18 protein-coding genes and 1 pseudogene are annotated in these 20078 nt (G+C 33.5%); 9 read left to right on the top strand and 10 right to left on the bottom strand.

The annotated features are described in order from the left end of the window. Positions 1 to 78: 78 nt before the first annotated feature. A pseudogene (locus QZZ53_RS09125) lies at positions 79 to 438 on the top strand (NADP-dependent malic enzyme); the annotation flags it as partial. 718 nt (positions 439 to 1156) lie between these two features. Here the strand turns inward: QZZ53_RS09125 and QZZ53_RS09120 are convergent. The 10 genes from QZZ53_RS09120 to miaB form a co-directional block, all read right to left on the bottom strand. After that, positions 1157 to 1759, bottom strand: a complete 603-nt coding sequence (locus tag QZZ53_RS09120) for a hypothetical protein (RefSeq protein WP_296383814.1) — start codon at positions 1757 to 1759, stop codon at positions 1157 to 1159. A gap of 238 nt (positions 1760 to 1997) precedes the next feature. Then, positions 1998 to 3629 carry a chaperonin GroEL gene (gene groL, locus QZZ53_RS09115; RefSeq protein WP_296383812.1) on the bottom strand — a complete coding sequence of 544 codons (1632 nt, stop codon included), beginning with the start codon at positions 3627 to 3629 and terminating at the stop codon, positions 1998 to 2000. Positions 3630 to 3725: 96 nt separating this feature from the next. Next, positions 3726 to 4001, bottom strand: coding sequence for a co-chaperone GroES (locus tag QZZ53_RS09110; protein WP_296383809.1), 276 nt, complete (start codon positions 3999 to 4001; stop codon positions 3726 to 3728). A 166-nt stretch (positions 4002 to 4167) separates the two neighbouring features. Beyond that, positions 4168 to 4512: a preprotein translocase subunit SecG gene (gene secG, locus QZZ53_RS09105; RefSeq protein ID WP_296383807.1), complete on the bottom strand. Its 345-nt coding sequence runs from the start codon at positions 4510 to 4512 to the stop codon at positions 4168 to 4170. A 1-nt stretch (position 4513) separates the two neighbouring features. Beyond that, positions 4514 to 5431, bottom strand: a complete 918-nt coding sequence (locus QZZ53_RS09100) for a hypothetical protein (RefSeq protein WP_296383806.1) — start codon at positions 5429 to 5431, stop codon at positions 4514 to 4516. A 3-nt stretch (positions 5432 to 5434) separates the two neighbouring features. Continuing rightward, positions 5435 to 5935 carry an LptE family protein gene (locus QZZ53_RS09095; protein ID WP_296383803.1) on the bottom strand — a complete coding sequence of 167 codons (501 nt, stop codon included), beginning with the start codon at positions 5933 to 5935 and terminating at the stop codon, positions 5435 to 5437. Then, positions 5936 to 6133: a hypothetical protein gene (locus tag QZZ53_RS09090; protein ID WP_296383801.1), complete on the bottom strand. Its 198-nt coding sequence runs from the start codon at positions 6131 to 6133 to the stop codon at positions 5936 to 5938. Positions 6134 to 6230: 97 nt separating this feature from the next. After that, entirely contained in the window at positions 6231 to 7496 is a 1266-nt protein-coding gene (locus QZZ53_RS09085) for a sigma-54 dependent transcriptional regulator (RefSeq protein ID WP_296383799.1), read from the bottom strand. A gap of 3 nt (positions 7497 to 7499) precedes the next feature. Further along, positions 7500 to 8435, bottom strand: coding sequence for a hypothetical protein (locus QZZ53_RS09080; RefSeq protein WP_296383797.1), 936 nt, complete (start codon positions 8433 to 8435; stop codon positions 7500 to 7502). A 14-nt stretch (positions 8436 to 8449) separates the two neighbouring features. Further along, positions 8450 to 9895: a tRNA (N6-isopentenyl adenosine(37)-C2)-methylthiotransferase MiaB gene (gene miaB / locus QZZ53_RS09075; protein ID WP_296383796.1), complete on the bottom strand. Its 1446-nt coding sequence runs from the start codon at positions 9893 to 9895 to the stop codon at positions 8450 to 8452. Between the two features lie 171 nt (positions 9896 to 10066). On the opposite strand from miaB, the gene QZZ53_RS09070 reads away from it, so the two are divergent. The 8 genes from QZZ53_RS09070 (at position 10067) to gldN (ending at position 20016) form a co-directional block, all read left to right on the top strand. Next, a complete protein-coding gene (locus QZZ53_RS09070; RefSeq protein ID WP_296383795.1) occupies positions 10067 to 10855 on the top strand; it encodes a hypothetical protein in 789 nt (262 codons plus the stop codon). Between the two features lie 43 nt (positions 10856 to 10898). Then, the gene (locus QZZ53_RS09065) at positions 10899 to 11333 is read left to right on the top strand and encodes a hypothetical protein (RefSeq protein ID WP_296383794.1); all 435 of its coding nucleotides are present in this window, start codon (positions 10899 to 10901) and stop codon (positions 11331 to 11333) included. Between the two features lie 163 nt (positions 11334 to 11496). Then, on the top strand, positions 11497 to 14007 hold the full coding sequence (topA, locus tag QZZ53_RS09060; RefSeq protein WP_296383792.1) for a type I DNA topoisomerase: 2511 nt from the start codon (positions 11497 to 11499) through the stop codon (positions 14005 to 14007). Between the two features lie 6 nt (positions 14008 to 14013). Then, entirely contained in the window at positions 14014 to 15180 is a 1167-nt protein-coding gene (locus tag QZZ53_RS09055; protein WP_296383789.1) for a formimidoylglutamase, read from the top strand. A gap of 159 nt (positions 15181 to 15339) precedes the next feature. Then, positions 15340 to 16692: a gliding motility lipoprotein GldK gene (gene gldK, locus QZZ53_RS09050; protein WP_296383787.1), complete on the top strand. Its 1353-nt coding sequence runs from the start codon at positions 15340 to 15342 to the stop codon at positions 16690 to 16692. Positions 16693 to 16776: 84 nt separating this feature from the next. Next, positions 16777 to 17412, top strand: a complete 636-nt coding sequence (gene gldL / locus QZZ53_RS09045) for a gliding motility protein GldL (protein WP_296383784.1) — start codon at positions 16777 to 16779, stop codon at positions 17410 to 17412. A gap of 51 nt (positions 17413 to 17463) precedes the next feature. Then, positions 17464 to 19038, top strand: coding sequence for a gliding motility protein GldM (gene gldM, locus QZZ53_RS09040; RefSeq protein WP_296383782.1), 1575 nt, complete (start codon positions 17464 to 17466; stop codon positions 19036 to 19038). A 69-nt stretch (positions 19039 to 19107) separates the two neighbouring features. Next, positions 19108 to 20016, top strand: a complete 909-nt coding sequence (gene gldN, locus QZZ53_RS09035; RefSeq protein WP_296383781.1) for a gliding motility protein GldN — start codon at positions 19108 to 19110, stop codon at positions 20014 to 20016. Positions 20017 to 20078 lie beyond the last annotated feature (62 nt).

The raw sequence follows: 20078 nt of genomic DNA, 5'->3' as shown, positions 1-20078 counted from the left end.
AATATAATGATAAATACTTTTATAATATCTTTTCTTAGGGTTGAGCGGGCTTATTATACCCCATACCACAGGATTAAAATGTCATACACTTATAAAGAAGATGCTCTCAAATACCACGCAGAGCCACGCCCTGGAAAAATCGCAACGCAAATTACCAAACCCACTGAAACCCAGCATGATCTTGCACTAGCTTACACTCCTGGTGTCGCTGAACCTGTTATGGAAATACATCATGACCCTGAAGCAGCTTATACCTACACAGCCAAAGGTAACCTTGTTGCTGTTATCACTGATGGCACAGCTGTTCTTGGCTTAGGTAATGTTGGTGCTCTCGCTGGCAAACCGGTTATGGAAGGCAAAGGCGTACTATTTAAAAAATTTGCAGATATTGATGTATTTGATATTGAAGTGAATACATCTGATATTAATGAATTTGTTGAAAAGTATTATGTAAGATCGGTGCATAAAAATGAAATGAGTACAATTCTATTAGACCTAAAAGACATTATTATAGCACATGGATTAAAAGTACCAACCCATTTCTTTCTTTTTGCCAGATCTTTAGTAACAATAGAAGGTGTAGTCCATAAATTAGATCCTGAACTAGATCAATACGCTATTGCTAAGCCATTTCTATTACGAGCTGTAGCAAAGAGTTTTAATCCTGTACGATTTGGTGAAAAAGCTATTAACTCGATATATGAATTAGCAAATTATATGGAAGAGTTTCCTCGAGATTTAAAAAATGCCATCAGAAAAATTAATAGTGGAGAGGTAAAAGTAGATTTGACACATAAAGGTATTGATCCTATGGTGCATACCATACACAGAATTACAAAACAAATAATCACAGCATTTATTATGGCTGCTTTAATTGTTGGAGCATCATTATTTATTATTTCGGGTATTAGACCACTTTGGGGAGATATTTCAGTAATTGGAATTGTATTTATTGTTGTAGCTATTATATTGGCATTTGGTATGATAAAAGATATTAGAAAAGGAGACCATGATGAATGGTGGTATTCAAATGAATAACAGTGTTTTAAAGGCTTGCAATAAAGTAAATCATAGGTTTTATCAAATAAAAGAGCAGTGAGTTATATTTTCACTGCTCTTTTATTTAATAAGACAACTATATAGCCATTATAATAGACTATGATGGTTGTGTAAAAGCCTTTTTGAAGTGTAAAAATCCTTCAGAAATTTCACCTTGAAAATGTTCCCACTTTGTCTCTTCTTTTTTTCCATACTTAGCTTTAATTGTCTCAATAAATTGATTGAATTCTTGCTTTCCTTTTTCAAAAGACGTTTTAGCACCTTCTTTGCCTTTTTCAAATTTTTGTTCTAAAATTGATAAGTTGAGTTTAAATTTTTCAATTTCTAGAAGAACAAAAGCATAAAGACGATTAAGACGCTTATTCGTTTTAATTTTTACTTCAATTTCATGAAGTTTAGAAAGTAGTTTTCTTTTTTCTTCTCTAAAGCTGTCTATTCCATCTGCTTTTCCTAATTCTAATTGCACGCGTAGCTCATCAAATTTAGTATCAATATCCTCAGCTTTTTCTTTTCCTGCTGTTATTTTAGCTTTGGTTTCATGTAGAACATGGTTAAATCTCTTTTTAACATCTTCAAATTTCTCTTGAGCTTCTGCTTTCCCTAATGCTGCTTGTACTTGAAGTTCTTCTATTTCAATAGCAGCTTTTCTAAGTGTTTCGACTACATTATCAATGAATCGAGTTTCTTCTATGGTTTTCATGATATTAAATTTTAAGGTTATCAACAAATATGAATACAATTCTGATTAATTTCAATGAGGAATATCAGCTAAGGTTATTTTCTCAACAAAAACTAGCAAAAACAAAAGCCCTTGATTTTCATCAAAGGCTTTCTATCTTAATTATTGACTAAAGTCAATAATTTATCTATGGCGATTCGACTTTAACTAATGCGTTATTTTTCGCATGAGTGAGTAAATCGTCCGTAGTGACTCGTTACTACATCATTCCTGGCATTCCGCCTCCACCCATTGGTGGCATAGCAGGAGCATCTTCTTTAATATCAACTAAAGCACACTCGGTTGTTAAGATCATGCCAGCAACAGAAGCTGCATTTTCTAAAGCAATACGTGTTACTTTTTTAGGATCAATGATACCAGCTTTTAGCATATTTACATAAGTTTCAGATTTGGCATCGTAACCAAAGTCTTTCTTACCTTCTAATACTTTATTGATAACAACAGAACCTTCACCACCAGCATTTTCTACAATGGTTCTTAAAGGAGACTCAATCGCTTTATTGACGATCTGTACACCTGTAGTTTCATCTAAGTTATCTGTTGTGATTTTCTCTAAAGTTTTCTTAGCTCTCACTAAAGCAACTCCACCACCAGCAACGATACCTTCTTCTACTGCAGCTCTTGTGGCATGTAAAGCATCATCAACACGGTCTTTCTTTTCTTTCATTTCAACTTCAGAAGCAGCACCAACATAAAGTACAGCAACTCCACCAGCTAATTTTGCTAAACGCTCTTGTAGCTTTTCTCTATCGTAGTCAGAAGTTGTAGTTTCAATTTGTGCTTTTATTTGGTTAACTCTAGCTTTAATATCTGAAGATTTTCCGTTACCATTAACTATTGTTGTGTTGTCTTTGTCAATCATTACAGATTCTGCAGTACCTAACATCGTTAAATCAGCATTCTCTAGAGAGAAACCTCTTTCTTCAGAAATTACAACACCACCAGTTAAGATTGAGATGTCTTCTAACATTGCTTTACGTCTGTCACCAAAACCTGGTGCTTTAACAGCAGCAATCTTAAGTCCACCACGTAATTTGTTAACTACTAATGTAGCTAAAGCTTGTCCCTCAACATCTTCTGCGATGATTAATAACGGACGACCAGATTGTGCAACTGGTTCTAATATTGGAAGGATTTCCTGTAAATTAGAAATCTTTTTGTCGAATAATAAAATGTATGGATTTTCTAAATCGGCAATCATTTTATCTGCATCTGTTACAAAGTAAGGAGATAAATAACCTCTATCAAATTGCATACCTTCAACAACATCTACGTATGTATCTGTTCCTTTAGCTTCTTCAACAGTAATAACACCTTCTTTACCAACTTTTCCGAAAGCTACAGCAATTAAATCACCAATAGTATCATCGTTGTTAGCAGAAATAGAAGCAACTTGCTTTATTTTTTCAGAAGAGTTACCTACTTTTTGAGATTGCTTATCTAAGTCAGTAACAATAGCTTGTACAGCTTTGTCAATACCACGTTTTAAATCCATTGGGTTTGCACCAGCAGCAACATTCTTTAGACCTTCTTTTACGATAGCTTGTGCTAATACTGTAGCTGTTGTAGTACCATCACCAGCTAAATCGTTAGTTTTAGAAGCGACTTCTTTTACCATTTGCGCTCCCATGTTTTCTAATTCATTCTCTAACTCAATCTCTTTTGCTACAGATACACCATCTTTAGTGACTTGTGGTCCACCAAATGATTTTCCTATAATTACATTACGACCTTTTGGTCCTAACGTTACTTTTACTGCATTTGCTAAAGCATCAACACCACGTTTAAGTCCGTCGCGTGCTTCAATATCGAATTTTATATCTTTTGCCATATTCTTTAGTTTTTAGCCATTAGCTTTTGGCTTTTGGCTGAGTTTTAATTTAATTTATTAGTGCTATGAGCTAAAGGCTAATAGTTATATACGACCTTATATAATCGCCAAGATATCACTCTCGCGCATCATTAAATAGTCTTTCCCTTCTAGCTTAAGCTCAGTACCTCCATACTTTCCATAAAGTACAGTGTCACCAACTTTTACAGTTAAAGGTTCATCTTTTTTTCCGTTGCCAATAGCAACAACAGTTCCCTTTTGCGGTTTTTCTTTTGCATTATCTGGAATAATAATGCCTGAAGCTGTAGTCGTTTCAGCTTCCTTTGGTTCTACAAGAACGCGGTCTGCTAAAGGTTTAATGTTTAAGCCCATTTTGTTGTATGTGTTTTAATTGTTAATTTTTAATTTACGCTTTAGCGTAGTTCGAAAATTATGCCAAGCATTGATGACTGACAAAGTTTCAGATTAATTACTAAAGAGTAGGTATAAAAAAAGCCAACTTTTAAAGTTGGCTTTTAATATTGTTATAAGCTAATGCTTAATTAGTTCCGTCTGTTGTAGCAGGATCGTCAGTTGCTGCAGGAGGAATTGTTGCAGGGATTTCAGTTGCTTCATCAGCATCCAAAGCCTTAGATTCTGTTACTGCACCAGAGTCAATCGTTAGGTTAGACGCTAAGATTAACAGAATTAAGACTGTTGCTAAGAACCAAGTACTCTTGTCTAAAAAGTCTCCCGTTTTCTTTACACCACCTAATTGCTGTGTGCCGCCACCACCAAATGATGATGATAAACCTCCGCCTTTTGGGTTCTGAACCATAATTACTACAATTAGTAAAAAGGCTACGATTACGATTAGTATTAAAAATATTGTAAATGCGCTCATTTTATAAGGTATTATTGTCTTTTAATTCTTGTACCAATTTTATTTGGTCTGCAAAGAAACTACTTTTTTCTGGATATTTCAAACTTAAAATTTTGTAAGATTGAATTGCTTTATCATAGTTTTTTTGCTCTAGATAAATACGAGCCAAAGTTTCTGTCATTAAGCTGTCAGAAACGTCCTCATCATTATTGACTAGTTTTGGTTTTGGCGAATTGCCAGTAATAGGTTTTATCTTAGGGTTTTCGCTTATAAACTTATCTATAATAGCGAGTTTGCCTTCAAGTGGAGTAGACGTTATATTTTCTATAATATCATTTTCAACTTCATCTCTTATTATAGGTTTAAAGCTTGTGATCTTAAGCCATTCTGTAAACGAATGATTTTCAGTTTTATTAAACTCTAAAGGTTCTCCAATTTTAAGCTTCTTTTCTGGTGTTATGTTTTTAACATCAACAGAGATGATAGAATCTTCAATTTTTTGTACTTCTGTTCTTGGTAGAGGATTGTACTTTGCTTTAAATAAACCTGGATCTAAAACACCTTCAGTAGCTTTAATGTGTTCTTTTAAAGCATCGTCAATAAATACACTCTTATCAATAGAAATATCATCAATTTCGTTGACCTCAATAGATTTGATGTATTGGGAGTTTTGCTTAATTTGCTCCGATATTTCATTCTGATTGAAAACTTCTGAAGTAATATAGTCAAACAAAACACTTCGATCTGCTGTATGTGCAGCTGTAATTTTTAAAGCATTATTATATTTATAGCTTTCCTTTTGTTTCAAACCTTTTAAATACAATGCTCTTAAAGGTTGAAAATAAGGATAGTCTTTAATTTGAGTTGAAAGCGCATCGACTTGAGATGCTGTAACGGCTTCAGGGTGTTGTAATAAATATGTGAGTTCTTGAAGCTGCATAGTTTACCAATCTGCCAATGTTGCATTAATAATATCTTGGGTCAGACGATCGATAATCACTTCGAATGCTTCGTCTTTTGTGCCACCTATTAATTGCGCATTTGCTGGATAATCAAAAAAGAATGAGTAGCGTTGCTCTTTGTCTTTTTCAGAATCTTTTGTGTTAATATACCTTACATTAACGCTAATGGTTAACCTGTTTTGAGCAGCAGTGTTTTGAGCAGTTGCTGTCATTGGAGCTATTCTATACTCTACAATCTCACCATCGTATATAACTTCTCCACCAGAAGTAACAAGTTGTGCACTCGATTGATTTTGAATTAAATCTTGTAGTTCATTTCTAAATAGAATATCTAAACCAGGTTCAATTAAATCTGCATTATTTGGAAAGAAATTAACTTGAAAAGTTTCTGGAGTTTCTGTAAGTCCAGTAAATGAGTATATGCCACAACTAGTCAAAGTAATACTTAGAGTAAAAAGGATAAGATATTTTAATATTCTCATTTAGTATGTGTTAGCACGTTTCATTGTTATAAAGGCGTAGATATAACCTGCGTTATCTGCAACATCGAAATCTACATTTATTAGACGATAGCCTTTATAATGCTTTTCGTTAATTAAATCTTCGGCTTCTTGTCTTATCGTTTCAGAGCTATTTCTAGTAAACGATTTGCGAATCATAAATATTTCTACTGCTTTCATCAGTTGTTTTCTATTGTTTTTATTCGTCTGATAGAATCAACATAATCTAAAAACTTAAAAAAGAATATTTTCTTGTAGTTGATTTCATAAACTTTTCTTAAAGATCAAATTGCTTTATTTTTCTATACAAAGTACGCTCACTAATACCAAGTTCTGCAGCAGCTAACTTCCGTTTTCCACTATGACGTTCTAGAGATTTTTTAATCAATTCTAATTCTTTATCATGTAAAGATAAGGTTTCTTCTTCTTCAATTTCTTCAGCAAAATGATATTTGTCTTCCATATCAGAAACCATAGGTTCACTAGTTTCTGTATGCTCAGGAATAGATAATACTTCTAAATTTTCAACCGTTGCTTCAAATTCATCTGTTTTATCGTCTCCGTAAATTTTCTGAATTAAATGTTCATTGTCTTTTTCAACATCAGAAACGCTTCCATGTTTCATAAGTTCCATTGTGAGCTTTTTGAGATCATTAAGATCACTCTTCATGTCAAATAGAACTTTATATAAAATCTCACGTTCGCTGCTAAAGTCACCTTCAGCTTTAGAATTGTTTATAACTGCAGGTAAATTGCTGCCAGTATTTGGTAAATAATTTTGAAGCGCAACAGCATTTATAGTTCTAGTCTGTTCTAAAACTGAAACTTGCTCAGCCACATTTCGCAATTGACGAATATTACCATTCCAACGGTATTTTAAAAGTGAGTTGACGGCATCGTCAGTCAGTTTTATGGTTGGCATTTTATACTTTAAAGCGAAGTCACTAGCAAATTTTCTGAATAGTAAATGGATATCATCTTTACGTTCTCTAAGAGCTGGAAGATTAATGTCTATAGTACTTAAACGGTAATAGAGGTCTTCTCTAAATTTCTCTTTTTTAATAGCATCAAACATATTTACGTTTGTTGCAGCAACAATTCTTACATCGGTTTTTTGAACCTTACTAGAACCTACTTTTATAAATTCACCATTTTCTAAAACACGTAATAAGCGTACTTGAGTGGTAAGTGGTAATTCGCCAACTTCATCTAAAAATATAGTCCCTCCGTCAGCAACTTCAAAATAACCAGAACGTGTAGAGGTAGCACCTGTAAAAGCACCTTTTTCGTGACCAAACAATTCACTGTCAATGGTACCTTCTGGTATGGCTCCACAGTTTACAGCAATGTATTTACCGTGTTTTCTGTGAGAAAGCTGATGTATTATTTTTGGAATACTCTCTTTACCAACACCGCTTTCGCCAGTGACCAAAACGGAAATGTCAGTAGGAGCTACCTGAATCGCTTTTTCAATAGCACGATTTAGTTTAGGGTCATTACCTATAATGCCGAAGCGTTGTTTTATGGCTTGAATAGATTCCATGTTTTAATTAACGTAATTGAATCTTTCGTTTATTTCTACCATCAGAGCTTCTCCGAAATCGTAAATAATATCACGACTTATAATTCTATCAATGGTATTGTATGTTAAATCGAAAGTGAAAGAATCTCCATTAAAAACAGCACCATTCCAGTTGTTTGTAGAGTGAAATTGAGCGATTAATGGACCTATTTCATCTGAATAATCATCTGAAAGGAAATTTACAAGATAATTATCATTGTAAACCATTTGCAATGGATTTGTGTTTTCATCGAAATTGTATGTGAAGTCATGTTCAGTTTCGCCAGTGGCTACACTATTATTAATATTACCTGCACCATTGTACGTAATTGCTTCATTTTGAATAGAAAAGGTGTCATCAAAAGATTCCTTTCTAATAACACGATCAAATCCATCTAATGTAAAAACCGTTGAAATACTAGAGCCTACTTCTGTTCTTGTAATTGTGTTTCCATCGTAAGTAAAGTTGTAGGTGTAATCATCTACGTCATCTTCAAAATAATCATAAGTGATTTGCGATACCACACCAGCTGAATAACTTATTATATACTCATTAGTTGTTACACCTTCAGAATTAACGGAAATATTATTTGTGATTTGCCCAGAGCCATTACGAGTATAACTTTGATTTTCAGTCTCAAAAGGACTGTTTTCAACAGAAACACTTACTATGCTTGATACAATTTTATCGTTAGACACATTGATGTCTGAATTGGTTATGGTGCGAAGTGGTAACCCGAAAAAACTAAATGTTAAATCCGTATCCAATTCATATAAAGAAAGTGATAAGTCACCACTTTCGCTTCCGTCATCTCCTCCGTCGTCACCTCCACCTTGTTCTACAAAATCTGGGTCTAATGGTTCGTTTTCGCAAGCTGTAAATAATGATAACGTTAATAAGATTAATACTAGTTTCTTCATGTTATAAGTTTTGATTAATTATTTTTTGAATAGTCAACGGCTTTTCCAATAAGTGTAGCACTTGTACAATCTGTTACATGTACATTTACAAAATCACCTACTTTATAGTGTTCTTTTGGAAAAACAGCAACCGTATTGTCTGATGTTCTTCCAGACCATTGTTGATCAGATTTTTTAGATGTCTTTTCTATTAATATTTCAACAGTTTTATTAAGGTGCTGACGTGTTCTAATTTCACTATGATTGCGTTCTAATTGTACAATTTCAGTTAGACGACGTTTTTTAGTCACTTCTGGTACATTATCTTCCATTTTACGACCAGCCATTGTTCCTGGTCGTTCAGAATAGGTAAACATATAACCAAAATTGTATTTTACATATTCCATTAATGATAGTGTGTCTTGGTGATCTTCTTCAGTTTCTGTTGGGAAACCAGCAATTAAGTCGACACTTATTGAACACTCAGGTATAATACGTTTAATATTATCTGCAAGTTCAAAATATTCTTCTCGTGTGTGCAAACGATTCATTTCTTTTAAAATACGATCACTTCCACTTTGTACTGGTAAATGAATGTGCTTACAAATATTATTGTGTTTTGCCATGGTTTCAATAACATCTAATGTAAAATCCTGAGGATTAGATGTAGAAAAACGAATACGCATTTTTGGTTGCGCTTTTGCAGATAATTCTAATAGCTTAGCGAAGTTTACAGCTGTTGCTTTTTGTAATTCTGTAGCGTTATTAAAATCCTTTTTTAAACCGCCACCATACCATAAATAGCTATCTACATTCTGACCTAAAAGTGTAATTTCTTTATAGCCATTTGCCCATAAGTCATTAATTTCTTCAATAATACTTTGTGGATCTCTGCTGCGTTCTCTTCCTCGTGTAAATGGTACCACACAAAATGTGCACATATTATCGCAACCACGAGTTATAGATACAAATGCTGTAACTCCGTTGCTATTCAATCTTACAGGAGAAATATCTCCATACGTTTCTTCTTTAGATAATATTACGTTAATGGCATCTCTACCTTCATCAACTTCAGCCAATAGGTTTGGTAAATCTTTATAAGCATCAGGTCCTACAACTAAATCTACAATTTTTTCTTCTTCTAAAAACTTAGTTTTTAGTCGTTCTGCCATGCAACCTAAAACACCAACTTTCATTTTTGGGTTAATTCGCTTTACAGCATTGTATTGCTGTAATCGTTTTCTAACCGTTTGTTCTGCTTTATCTCTAATAGAACAGGTGTTGACTAAAACAAGATCAGCATCTTCAAGATTTTGTGTAGTGTTAAAACCTTGCTCAGAAAGGATAGAGGCTACAATTTCACTATCACTAAAATTCATTGCGCAGCCATAGCTTTCAATAAAAAGCTTTCTTTTGTTACTTTCCTTTTGGTCTAACACTAAGGTGTTACCTTGTTTGTTTTCGTCTATTGTTTTTTCCATATTTTATTTTCCATCTCATGGGAAATCTATAATTCTATTCCACTCAAATCTCAATAAGCATGCAAAGATAGGATTATTTTGTAGATTGTGACAAAGTGGCAGTTGTAATATTTATTTGAATATCTGCGAAAAATATACTTCTTTTGAAAGACTAACCAATTATATCGGAAAATGAACGTAAGAGAATTTCAACAGCGTATTCAAAATGCTAAAGATTTAGACTTTGGAACTATATTCAATCAATCCACTGAATTATTTAAAAAAGTATGGGTACAAGGCTTGGTAACAATATTGTTAAACATGGTATTGGCGATTCCAATTATAATGATTGTGTATATTCCGTTGATTTTTATGGGATTCTTTGATGCTTATAGTTCTAATTACGACCCTTATGATCCTTATGTACAGCCTGAATTTAGTCCTATTGTGCTAATTTTAATGGTTGTAATATATATATTTATGATAATTGCTATGAGTACAATCGGATTTGGACTTAAAGCTGCATTTTATAGAATATGTAAAATGAAGGATTTAGATCAAATGGGTAAGGAAGATTATTTTTATTTCTTTAAGAAGCCTTACCTTACTAAAACTATTAAGCTCGGCTTAGCCTTTTCGGGTATTAGTATGTTGGCAGCTTTATTATGTTTTTTACCAATCTTATATGTTATAGTTCCATTGTCATTTATGATAATTATTTACGCTTTTAATCCAGATTTATCTGTTTCAGATATTATTAAATTAGGATTTGATCTTGGAAACAGAAAATGGCTAATTGCATTTGGCCTTACAATTGTTACAGGTTTTTTAGCAGGAATCGTTGGTATGCTGATGTGCTTTGTAGGTATTTATGTAACGGCATCATTTAGTTATTTGCCTCAATATTTTATATATAAAGACGTTATCGGTTTTGAGGATGAAGATGACATGCCACGATTAGAAGAAAATTCAAGATTTTAACGCAACCATTTTGAATATTTTACATCTTATAAAAAACGGTATTATGAAATTTAATAAAATTGTAATCTTTTCTATGTTGTGTTTATTGTTGATGAATTTTCAATGCGACGATGATGATATTCAAGCAAGTTTATGTGATGCAACTGTGGTTGTAGATAGTTCAACTTATCAAACAATAGAATCTGCTTTTTACACTTTAATGAGTGCAGAAATAAGTGATGATTGCTTGTATACTAATATTTCATCTAGTGGCTGTGATGGAAGTACTTGGGTATTAACTTTAGTGGATTCTGAAGATATAGCTGAGTCCATGCCTCCTCAACGCTATTTAAAACTCGCTTTAGCGAATAATGAAGCTTGTTTAGCGGTCTTTAATAAAGAACAATCATTTGATTTAACACCACTCAGAATAGATGGTATTACTGAAGTCGTATTACATATTGAAGATTTTTCAGAACCATTAACTTATGTATATTAAATAAGAATTAAAATATTTCAAAGATTAGAAGCCATACAGAACGTAAGGCTTCTTTCTGTTTATTACAAGGTTATAAACACGATAAAATGTATTGTATTTCAGACCAAATTAGGATTGTAACTTAATTTTCATATACATTTGTATCCTCAAAAAAAAAAGAAGAATGTCGAAGAATCTAGTCATAGTTGAGTCACCTGCAAAGGCGAAAACCATAGAGAAATTTTTAGGAAAAGATTACAAAGTAGAGTCCAGTTTCGGACACATTGCGGATCTTCCTTCTAAAGAATTAGGAGTCGATGTGGAAGGAGATTTTATGCCCAAATACCAGGTCTCAAAAGACAAGAAAGATGTTGTTAAGAAATTAAAGGATTTAGCTAAGAAAGCAGATGTAGTTTGGTTAGCTAGTGATGAGGATCGAGAAGGTGAAGCTATTGCTTGGCATTTAGCTGAAACTTTAAAATTAGATAAAGAAAAGACAAAACGAATTGTTTTTCATGAGATTACAAAAAGCGCCATACAAAAGGCGATTGAAAATCCGAGAAGCATTGATTATAATTTAGTTGACGCACAACAAGCTAGACGTGTTTTAGACCGTATTGTTGGTTACGAATTGTCTCCTGTATTATGGAGAAAAGTGAAAGGTGGTTTGTCTGCTGGAAGAGTGCAATCGGTTTCTGTACGTTTAATTGTAGAGCGCGAAAGAGCAGTTCAAGGATTTGAGCCTACTGCATCCTATAGAATTGATGCAGAATTTAAAACAGATAATGGAAATTCATTTAAAGCAAAATTACCAAAGAATTTTAATTCTGAAGATGAAGCTTTAAAATTCCTGAAAAATAATATTGATGCTTCGTATCAGGTTGCAGACTTACAGAAAAAGCCAGCAAAGAAATCTGCTGCTGCACCATTTACAACATCGACATTGCAACAAGAAGCCTCACGTAAATTAGGGTATTCAGTGGGGAGAACCATGAGTAATGCACAGCGTTTGTATGAAGCTGGTCTTATTACATATATGAGAACAGATAGTGTAAATCTATCTGAAGAAGCTAAAAAAGGTGCGGAGAGCGAAATTGTTTCGGCTTACGGAGCTGAATATAGTAATCCAAAAAATTATAAAGGTAAATCTAAAGGTGCTCAAGAAGCTCACGAAGCTATTAGACCAACAGATTTTGCAAATCATACTGTTAATGCAGAACGCGACCAAGCAAGGTTATATGATTTAATCTGGAAACGTGCTATTGCATCGCAAATGAGTGATGCCAAATTAGAGCGTACCAATCTTAAAATTCATATTAATGCTAAAAATACTATTAATGAGCAGTTTACAGCAAATGGTGAAATCATAACTTTTGAAGGATTTTTAAAAGTCTATTTAGAAGGAACTGATGATGAACATGCGGAACAAGAAGGTATTTTACCAGATTTAAAAGTTGGTGAAAATCTTCAGAATAAGTATATCACAGCTACTCAGCGTTTTACTAGACCTCCTGCAAGATTTACAGAGGCGTCATTAGTAAAGCAATTAGAGGAATTAGGTATTGGTCGTCCGTCTACTTATGCTCCAACTATTTCAACAATTCAGAATAGGAATTATGTTGAAAAAGGAACGAATGAAGGTGATGAAAGAGCGTATAAGCAATTAGTTTTTGAAGATGGAAAAATAAAAGATAATGCCCTTTCTGAACAAACAGGTTCAAATAAAGGAAAACTTGTCCCTACAGACATAGGAATGATTGTGACGGAGTTTTTAGTTAAACATTTTGAAAGTATTTTAGATTATAACTTTACAGCTAAAGTAGAAGATAAGTTTGATGACATAGCTGAAGGTAAAGAAGATTGGAGAGAGATGATGAAAGACTTTTATAAAGGATTTCATCCACAGGTTGAAGACGTACAAGAAAATGCAGAACGCGAATCTGGCGAACGTATTTTAGGTACAGATCCAAAAACTGGTCGTCAAGTAAGTGTACGCTTGGGTAAATTTGGGCCAATGGTACAAGTTGGTGTAATGGATGATGAAGAGAAGCCAAAATTTGCAAGTTTATCCCCAGACCAACAACTAAACTCTATAACCTTTGAGGAGGCTATGGATTTATTTAAGTTGCCTAAAGCATTGGGACATTATAAAGATGATGAGGTTGAAGTAAATAATGGGCGTTTTGGACCTTATGTCCGTTTCGGTAAGAAGTTTGTTTCACTTCCTAAAGGAGTTGACCCTTTGAGTGTAGAATTAGATGAGGCTTTAGTTTATATAAAGGAGAAAGAATTAGCAGATGCTCCTATTTACATGTATAAAGATTTAGAAGTAACTAAAGGTAAAGGGCGTTTTGGACCATTTATTAAATGGAACGGGATGTTTATTAATGTAAATAAAAAATACGATTGGGATAATTTATCTGAAGAAGACATTGTAACTTTGGTCGAAGAAAAAATTCAGAAAGAGATAGATAAAGTTATCCATAATTGGGAAGACGAAGGAGTAAGAGTTGAAAAAGCAAGATGGGGAAGACACAATATCATAAAAGGGAAGCAAAAAGTTGAATTAGCTAAAACGGTTGATGTTAGTAAGATGACTCTAGAAAAGGCGCAAGCATTGCTCGAAAAAAATGCACCTAAGAAAAAAACAAGAAAGAAAACAGCAAAGAAAAAGACGACAACTAAAAAGAAGTAATACACTATGAATTTTAATTTTCTAACGCCTGTTTCTGATGCGGTTTTAGCTCATAATGAGTTAACAGCACATCAAGCATTGGGGAAAAAAATTAAAATTCATTCACGTCAAAATGGGATTCCAGATTTAGATGGTGTACAAATGGCCATTATTGGAGTTCAAGAAAATAGAAATGATGTCAACTATATTGGTGCAGATATCAGCTTTGATTCTATAAGAAAAACATTGTACACTTTATTTCCTGGCAATTGGCATACTATAATTGCTGACCTTGGTGATATCGAACCTGGAGAAACGGTTGAAGACACATATTTTGCCATCAGAACTGCAATTACAGTCTTAGTAGAGAAAAACATCATTCCTATTATATTAGGAGGAAGTCAAGATTTAACTTACGCTAATTATCGTGCTTATGATACGATATTGCCAATGGTCAATATTGTAAGTGTGGATACTAATTTCGATTTAGGTGATGCCAATCTTCCTATTAAAAATAATAGCTATGTCGGTAAGGTAATAGTAGAAGAGCCATATAATTTATTTAATTACTCTTCAATAGGTTATCAGACTTATTTTAATTCTCAAGAAGAGATTGATCTTATGGAAAAGCTTTATTTTGAAGCGTATCGTTTAGGTGAAATTTCAGGAGATATTAATAAAGTAGAGCCGCTAATGCGAGATGCACATGTGGTGTCGTTAGATTTAAAATCGGTAAGAGCAGCAGAAGTTAATGATAATCAAAAATATTCTCCTAACGGTTTTACAGGAAAAGAAATCTGTGCGATTAGTCGCTATGCAGGCATAAGCAATAAAGTGTCTTCTTTTGGTATTTATGAATACCATCCTTCACAAAAAGATAATGCTACATCAATGCTAATAGCTCAAATGATTTGGTATTTTGTAGAAGGAGTAAATTGTAGAGTAAAAGATGATGATTTCATAAATGAAAGCAACTATCAAAAGTATAATGTTTTAGTAGATGATGATGAGCTGATTTTTTATAAGAGTTTAAAAACCGGAAGATGGTGGATTGAAATTCCTTTTTTGCCAAATGTTAATAATAAATTAAAAAAGCACACGTTATTACCTTGCATGCATTCTGATTATATAAAAGCTACTAAAGGTGAAATACCAGAGCGTTGGTATAAGGCTTATAGGAAGAATAGCTTTTAGAATATACACTTTATCGATATTTAACATTTTTTTTATCGATGAAATGCACTTTTTTAGGATAAAGTGTAAAAAAACTTTAAAAAAAGTTGTATTTTAGAAAATATATAAATATGTTTACGTCCTTAAAATTAAAGACGACTAATTTAACCTCGAGTTACTATGAATATTAAGAAGTTTATTTTACTAACCACTGTATTAGTTTTGGTTGCCAGTTGTAATTCTGGAGACCGAGGGCAATTAGTAGGTGTTAAAGGTAAAAAATGGCATCCAGAAAAGCCCTATGGTATGACATTAGTGCCTGGTGGAGCTTTTATAATGGGTAAATCTGATGATGATTTAGCTGGTGTACAAGATGCTCCTACAAAAACGGCTACTGTACGCGCATTTTATATGGACGAAACAGAGATTACAAATAGCGAGTATCGTCAATTTGTAGAATGGGTAAGAGATTCTACTTTAAGATTAAAGTTAGCAGAAATGGCCGACTTAGAAGGTAAGACTCCTGGTAGTGGTGACATTGGTGAATTTGCCTATGTAGACGCAAACCCTGATGATCTTAATGCATATGAAAGTTATATGTTGAATACTTACGGAAATGAGCAAAGAAAGGTGAATCGTGAAGTGGATTTACATTTCGATACAGATGATTATCCAGACGAATTATATGCAGAAGTGATGGATGGTATGTATTTACCACTAGAGGAATCATATAATGGTCAGCGTACTTGGGATGTTAAGCAATTTAAATTCCAGTATACATATATGGATATCGCTAAAGCTGCTAAAGATAGAAGCTTAAAGCGTTCTGAGGTTATAGAGCAAGAAGAAGTAGAAGTTTATCCAGATACAACAGCTTGGATTAGAGATTTTGCATACTCATATAATGAGCCAATGCACAATGATTATTTCTGGCACGATGCGTATGGGGAATATCCAGTAGTTGGTGTGTCTTGGAAACAAGCACAAGCTTTTTGCCAATGGAGAACGATATATCATAACGGTTACCAAAGAAGTAAAGGAAGACAGCCTGTGAACTCATACAGATTACCTTCTGAAGCAGAATGGGAGTATGCTGCTCGTGGTGGTTTACAAGGAGCTTCGTATCCTTGGGGAGGACCTTACACTAAAAATGATAGAGGTTGTTTTATGGCAAACTTTAAGCCATTAAGAGGTGACTATGCAGCAGATCAAGCTTTATATACTGTAGAAGCCGATGCTTACGATCCAAATGATTTTAACTTATACAATATGGCTGGGAATGTTTCAGAATGGGTAAATGGTTCTTATGATCCTGCATCTTATGAATATTCTTCAACTATCAATCCAAATGTAAATGATCCTGATAATGCACGTAAAGTGGTTAGAGGTGGTTCTTGGAAAGATGTTGCATATTTCTTACAAGTAAGTTCTAGAGATTACGAATATGCGGATTCAGCTAGAAGTTATATCGGATTTAGAACAGTTCAGGACTATATGGGAACTGAAGTGACTAAAAACGCAGCAACGAATTAATAATAAACTAAAAAATAACCCAAATTAAATTAACCTACTTAAGTTACAACATCCATTAACTTAAACTTAAACTAAACAAAAATTATGGCACAGAAAGGTAAAATGACAATCACTAACATGATCTACGGATTAGGAGCAGCAATCGTAATCGTTGGAGCATTATTTAAAATACAACACTGGCCTTACGGTTCAGAAATTTTAACTCTAGGTATGATTGTTGAAGCACTAGTATTTACTTACTCTGCTTTCGAAAAGCAGCAAAGTGAATTAGACTGGTCTTTAGTATATCCAGAATTAGCTGGTGGTCTTGGATTAGGAGGGAAAAAGAAAAAAGAGGAGCCAAAAGACGCTGAAGGTATGTTATCTAAAAAATTAGACAACTTATTAAAAGACGCTAAGATAGATGGTGACCTTATGGCAAGCTTAGGAGATAGCATCAAAAATTTCGAAGGTGCAGCTAAAAGCTTAAATCCAACAGTAGATTCAATGACTGCACAAAAGAAATACAGTGAAGAAATGTCTTTAGCTGCTGCACAAATGGAGTCTTTAAATAGCCTTTATAAAGTACAGATGGAAAGTGCAAATCGTCAAGCAGCAATTAACGAAGAAGCTGTTGAGAATGCAACTAAACTAAAAGAGCAAATGCAATCATTGGCATCGAACCTTTCATCATTAAATGGTGTATATGGTGGGATGTTATCTGCAATGAACAAAAACTAATTGGTTTTTATAATCGAGATTTAATTAATTAACATTTAAAAACTAATTACAATGGCAGGAGGAAAATTATCTGCAAGGCAGAAAATGATTAACTTAATGTACTTGGTATTTATTGCTATGATGGCGATGAATATGTCTAAAGAAGTACTATCCGCTTTCGGATTGATGGAAGCGAAATTTGCTGATGCAAATGTTGCAACCACTGATAGAAACGAAGCATTATTAGCCGATTTAGAAACTAAAGGAGAAGAAAAACCTGAAGAGTTTGCTTTGCCAGCTCAGAAAGCTAAACAAGTAAGTGGTATTTCCGATAAATTTTTTAAATATATTGAGACTTTAAAGGTTGATTTATTAAAAGATGGGAAGTATACCTTAGACGCTGAAACAGGTAAATTACCATTTGAAGCAATGGATAAAACAGATATCCTTGATGAAAAATGGTTTACTGGAGATCGCTTAACAAAAGCTGGTGATGCAGTAATGGCAGAAATAGCTAAATATAAGAAAGATATAAAAGACGTATTAGGTACTGATGTAAAGTATAAAAAAGCGAATGAAACATTCGATAAACTTTTTGATACTTCTGAAACTGAAGATTCTAAAGGGAAAAAAATGGGATGGTTAGATTATCATTTCAAAGGTTTTCCAGCAATTGCTTCATATACAAAATTAACTGCTATGCAGAACGATGTTAAGGTGACTGAAGCAAATATGTTTAACTTGTTTTTAGGAAACACATTAACAGAAGCAGTATCACTGAAAAAGTATCAAGCTATCGTCTTAGCTGATAAATCTGCCTTCTTTGCTGGAGAAAAATTTCAAGGTAAAGTAGTGTTAGGTAAGTATGCTAATGTAACTCCAACAAAATTAACAGTACAAGGAAAAGAGATTGATCTTTCTAAAGCTATTGATTCTGTAGGAGCAGCGAAATTAGACTTTAATGTTGGTAATGTAGGTGAGCAACAAATAGAGGGGACTTTTACATTCTTAGAAGATGGAAAGCCTCTTGAAATTCCTATTGTAGGAAACTACGTTGTTGTGCCAAGACCAAACTCTGCTACAATATCTGCAGATAAGATGAACGTTGTTTATCGTGGTGTTGCAAACCCAATGACCATTTCTTTTGCTGGTGTACCAGATAATAAAGTAACTGCCTCTGGTGCTGGTCTTTCAAAGGCTTCTGGTGTAGGTAAATATGTTGTCAATGCTGGTTCTGGTAAAGAAATGACAATTAATGTTACCGCGACTTTAGATGATGGTTCAAAAGCTAGTGATAGAAAAACATTTAGAATTAAAGATATTCCTGCACCTACAGGTACTATGGCTGGGCAATCCGGTTTAGTAAAATTACCAAAGCGTAATGTAGAGATAGGAACTGTTGGAGCGAAGCTAGATGATTTTGTGTTCGATTTACCAATTAATGTAACATCGTTCAAAATTAAAGTTCCTGGTCAACCAACTGTGAATATTGTTGGTACTAAAATGAACAGTCAAGCTAAAGCGTCTATTAAAAGAGCTCGTAAAGGCGATAACATCACTATTTTTGATATCAAAGCTAAAATATCAGGTAATGCGTCTTACAGACTTAAAAATGTATCACCTGTGATTGTAGAAGTAACTAACTAATCTATAATTTTTATAGAAAAGTAACGTTATTATTAAAAATAGAATCCCAAATTATTAATAAAAAATAAGATGAAAATTAAAAGCTTTTTATATATTGGATTAGCAGTATTTGCAACCAACACAATGTTTGCACAAGCTAATATCCTTAATGCCAAAATCCCAGAGGAAATTGGTATGAAAACAGAAGCACAATTACTTCTAGATAACGACGAACCATTAGAATATGGTTATGTTGGAGATAGAGATATCTTGTTTTCTAAAATGATATGGGAGAAAATAGTCTTAGATGAACGTGTTAATTTTCCATTATATTTTCCAATTGAAGAAAATTTAGGAGACGATAGAAAATCGTTATATCAAGTTTTATTGGAGAATATGAAAAGTGGCATGATATCTAAAGTATATGCAGATGATTATTTTACTGAAGAGCGCACACTAAAAGATTTAGAAGCGTCTCTAACAATGACTAAGATAACTGATGCAGGTATTGATTACATGAACGAAAATGGCGTTGGCGAAGATGAAATTCCTGAAGAGTATATTATCAGAAGAGAAATTGGACCAGCAGATATTAATTCGTTTTTAGTAAAAGGTCTTTGGTATTTTGATAAGCGTCAAGGAGAATTAAAATATCGTTTGTTAGGTATTGCACCAGCAGCACCAGACGTTAACTTTATTGATTCTGAGGATAGCGCAAACAATGAGCCAATTCCTATGTTTTGGATCTTTTTCCCTGAGGTAAGAGATATTCTTCATGAAGCGAAAGCATTTAATGATAAGAATAGCGCAGTGCCAATTTCTTTCGATCATTTATTAAACAGTCGTCGTTTTGGTGGATTAATCTACAAAGAAGAGAATGTTTATGGTGATAGAGAGGTAAAAGAGTATGTTGCTGAAAATGCATTAATGCAACTTTTAGAGTCAGAACGTATTAAAGATAAGATTAGAAATTTTGAACAAGATATGTGGAGTTACTAAATTAACTTGCATAATAAATTATATAAACGCTCACTTTTTAAGTGGGCGTTTTTTTGTTTTAT

The sequence above is a fragment of the Winogradskyella sp. genome, assembly GCF_016744625.1.
Classification (GTDB): Bacteria; Bacteroidota; Bacteroidia; order Flavobacteriales; family Flavobacteriaceae; genus Winogradskyella.
This window is presented reverse-complemented; position numbering and strand designations above follow the sequence as displayed.

Excerpts from the sequence above, each read along its gene's own strand:
- QZZ53_RS09120 (WP_296383814.1), bottom strand. The coding sequence starts at position 1,759 with ATGAAAACCATAGAAGAAACTCGATTCATTGATAATGTAGTCGAAACA.
- groL (WP_296383812.1), bottom strand. The coding sequence starts at position 3,629 with ATGGCAAAAGATATAAAATTCGATATTGAAGCACGCGACGGACTTAAA.
- QZZ53_RS09110 (WP_296383809.1), bottom strand. The coding sequence starts at position 4,001 with ATGGGCTTAAACATTAAACCTTTAGCAGACCGCGTTCTTGTAGAACCA.
- secG (WP_296383807.1), bottom strand. The coding sequence starts at position 4,512 with ATGAGCGCATTTACAATATTTTTAATACTAATCGTAATCGTAGCCTTT.
- QZZ53_RS09100 (WP_296383806.1), bottom strand. The coding sequence starts at position 5,431 with ATGCAGCTTCAAGAACTCACATATTTATTACAACACCCTGAAGCCGTT.
- QZZ53_RS09095 (WP_296383803.1), bottom strand. The coding sequence starts at position 5,935 with ATGAGAATATTAAAATATCTTATCCTTTTTACTCTAAGTATTACTTTG.
- QZZ53_RS09090 (WP_296383801.1), bottom strand. The coding sequence starts at position 6,133 with ATGAAAGCAGTAGAAATATTTATGATTCGCAAATCGTTTACTAGAAAT.
- QZZ53_RS09085 (WP_296383799.1), bottom strand. The coding sequence starts at position 7,496 with ATGGAATCTATTCAAGCCATAAAACAACGCTTCGGCATTATAGGTAAT.
- QZZ53_RS09080 (WP_296383797.1), bottom strand. The coding sequence starts at position 8,435 with ATGAAGAAACTAGTATTAATCTTATTAACGTTATCATTATTTACAGCT.
- miaB (WP_296383796.1), bottom strand. The coding sequence starts at position 9,895 with ATGGAAAAAACAATAGACGAAAACAAACAAGGTAACACCTTAGTGTTA.
- QZZ53_RS09070 (WP_296383795.1), top strand. The coding sequence starts at position 10,067 with ATGAACGTAAGAGAATTTCAACAGCGTATTCAAAATGCTAAAGATTTA.
- QZZ53_RS09065 (WP_296383794.1), top strand. The coding sequence starts at position 10,899 with ATGAAATTTAATAAAATTGTAATCTTTTCTATGTTGTGTTTATTGTTG.
- topA (WP_296383792.1), top strand. The coding sequence starts at position 11,497 with ATGTCGAAGAATCTAGTCATAGTTGAGTCACCTGCAAAGGCGAAAACC.
- QZZ53_RS09055 (WP_296383789.1), top strand. The coding sequence starts at position 14,014 with ATGAATTTTAATTTTCTAACGCCTGTTTCTGATGCGGTTTTAGCTCAT.
- gldK (WP_296383787.1), top strand. The coding sequence starts at position 15,340 with ATGAATATTAAGAAGTTTATTTTACTAACCACTGTATTAGTTTTGGTT.
- gldL (WP_296383784.1), top strand. The coding sequence starts at position 16,777 with ATGGCACAGAAAGGTAAAATGACAATCACTAACATGATCTACGGATTA.
- gldM (WP_296383782.1), top strand. The coding sequence starts at position 17,464 with ATGGCAGGAGGAAAATTATCTGCAAGGCAGAAAATGATTAACTTAATG.
- gldN (WP_296383781.1), top strand. The coding sequence starts at position 19,108 with ATGAAAATTAAAAGCTTTTTATATATTGGATTAGCAGTATTTGCAACC.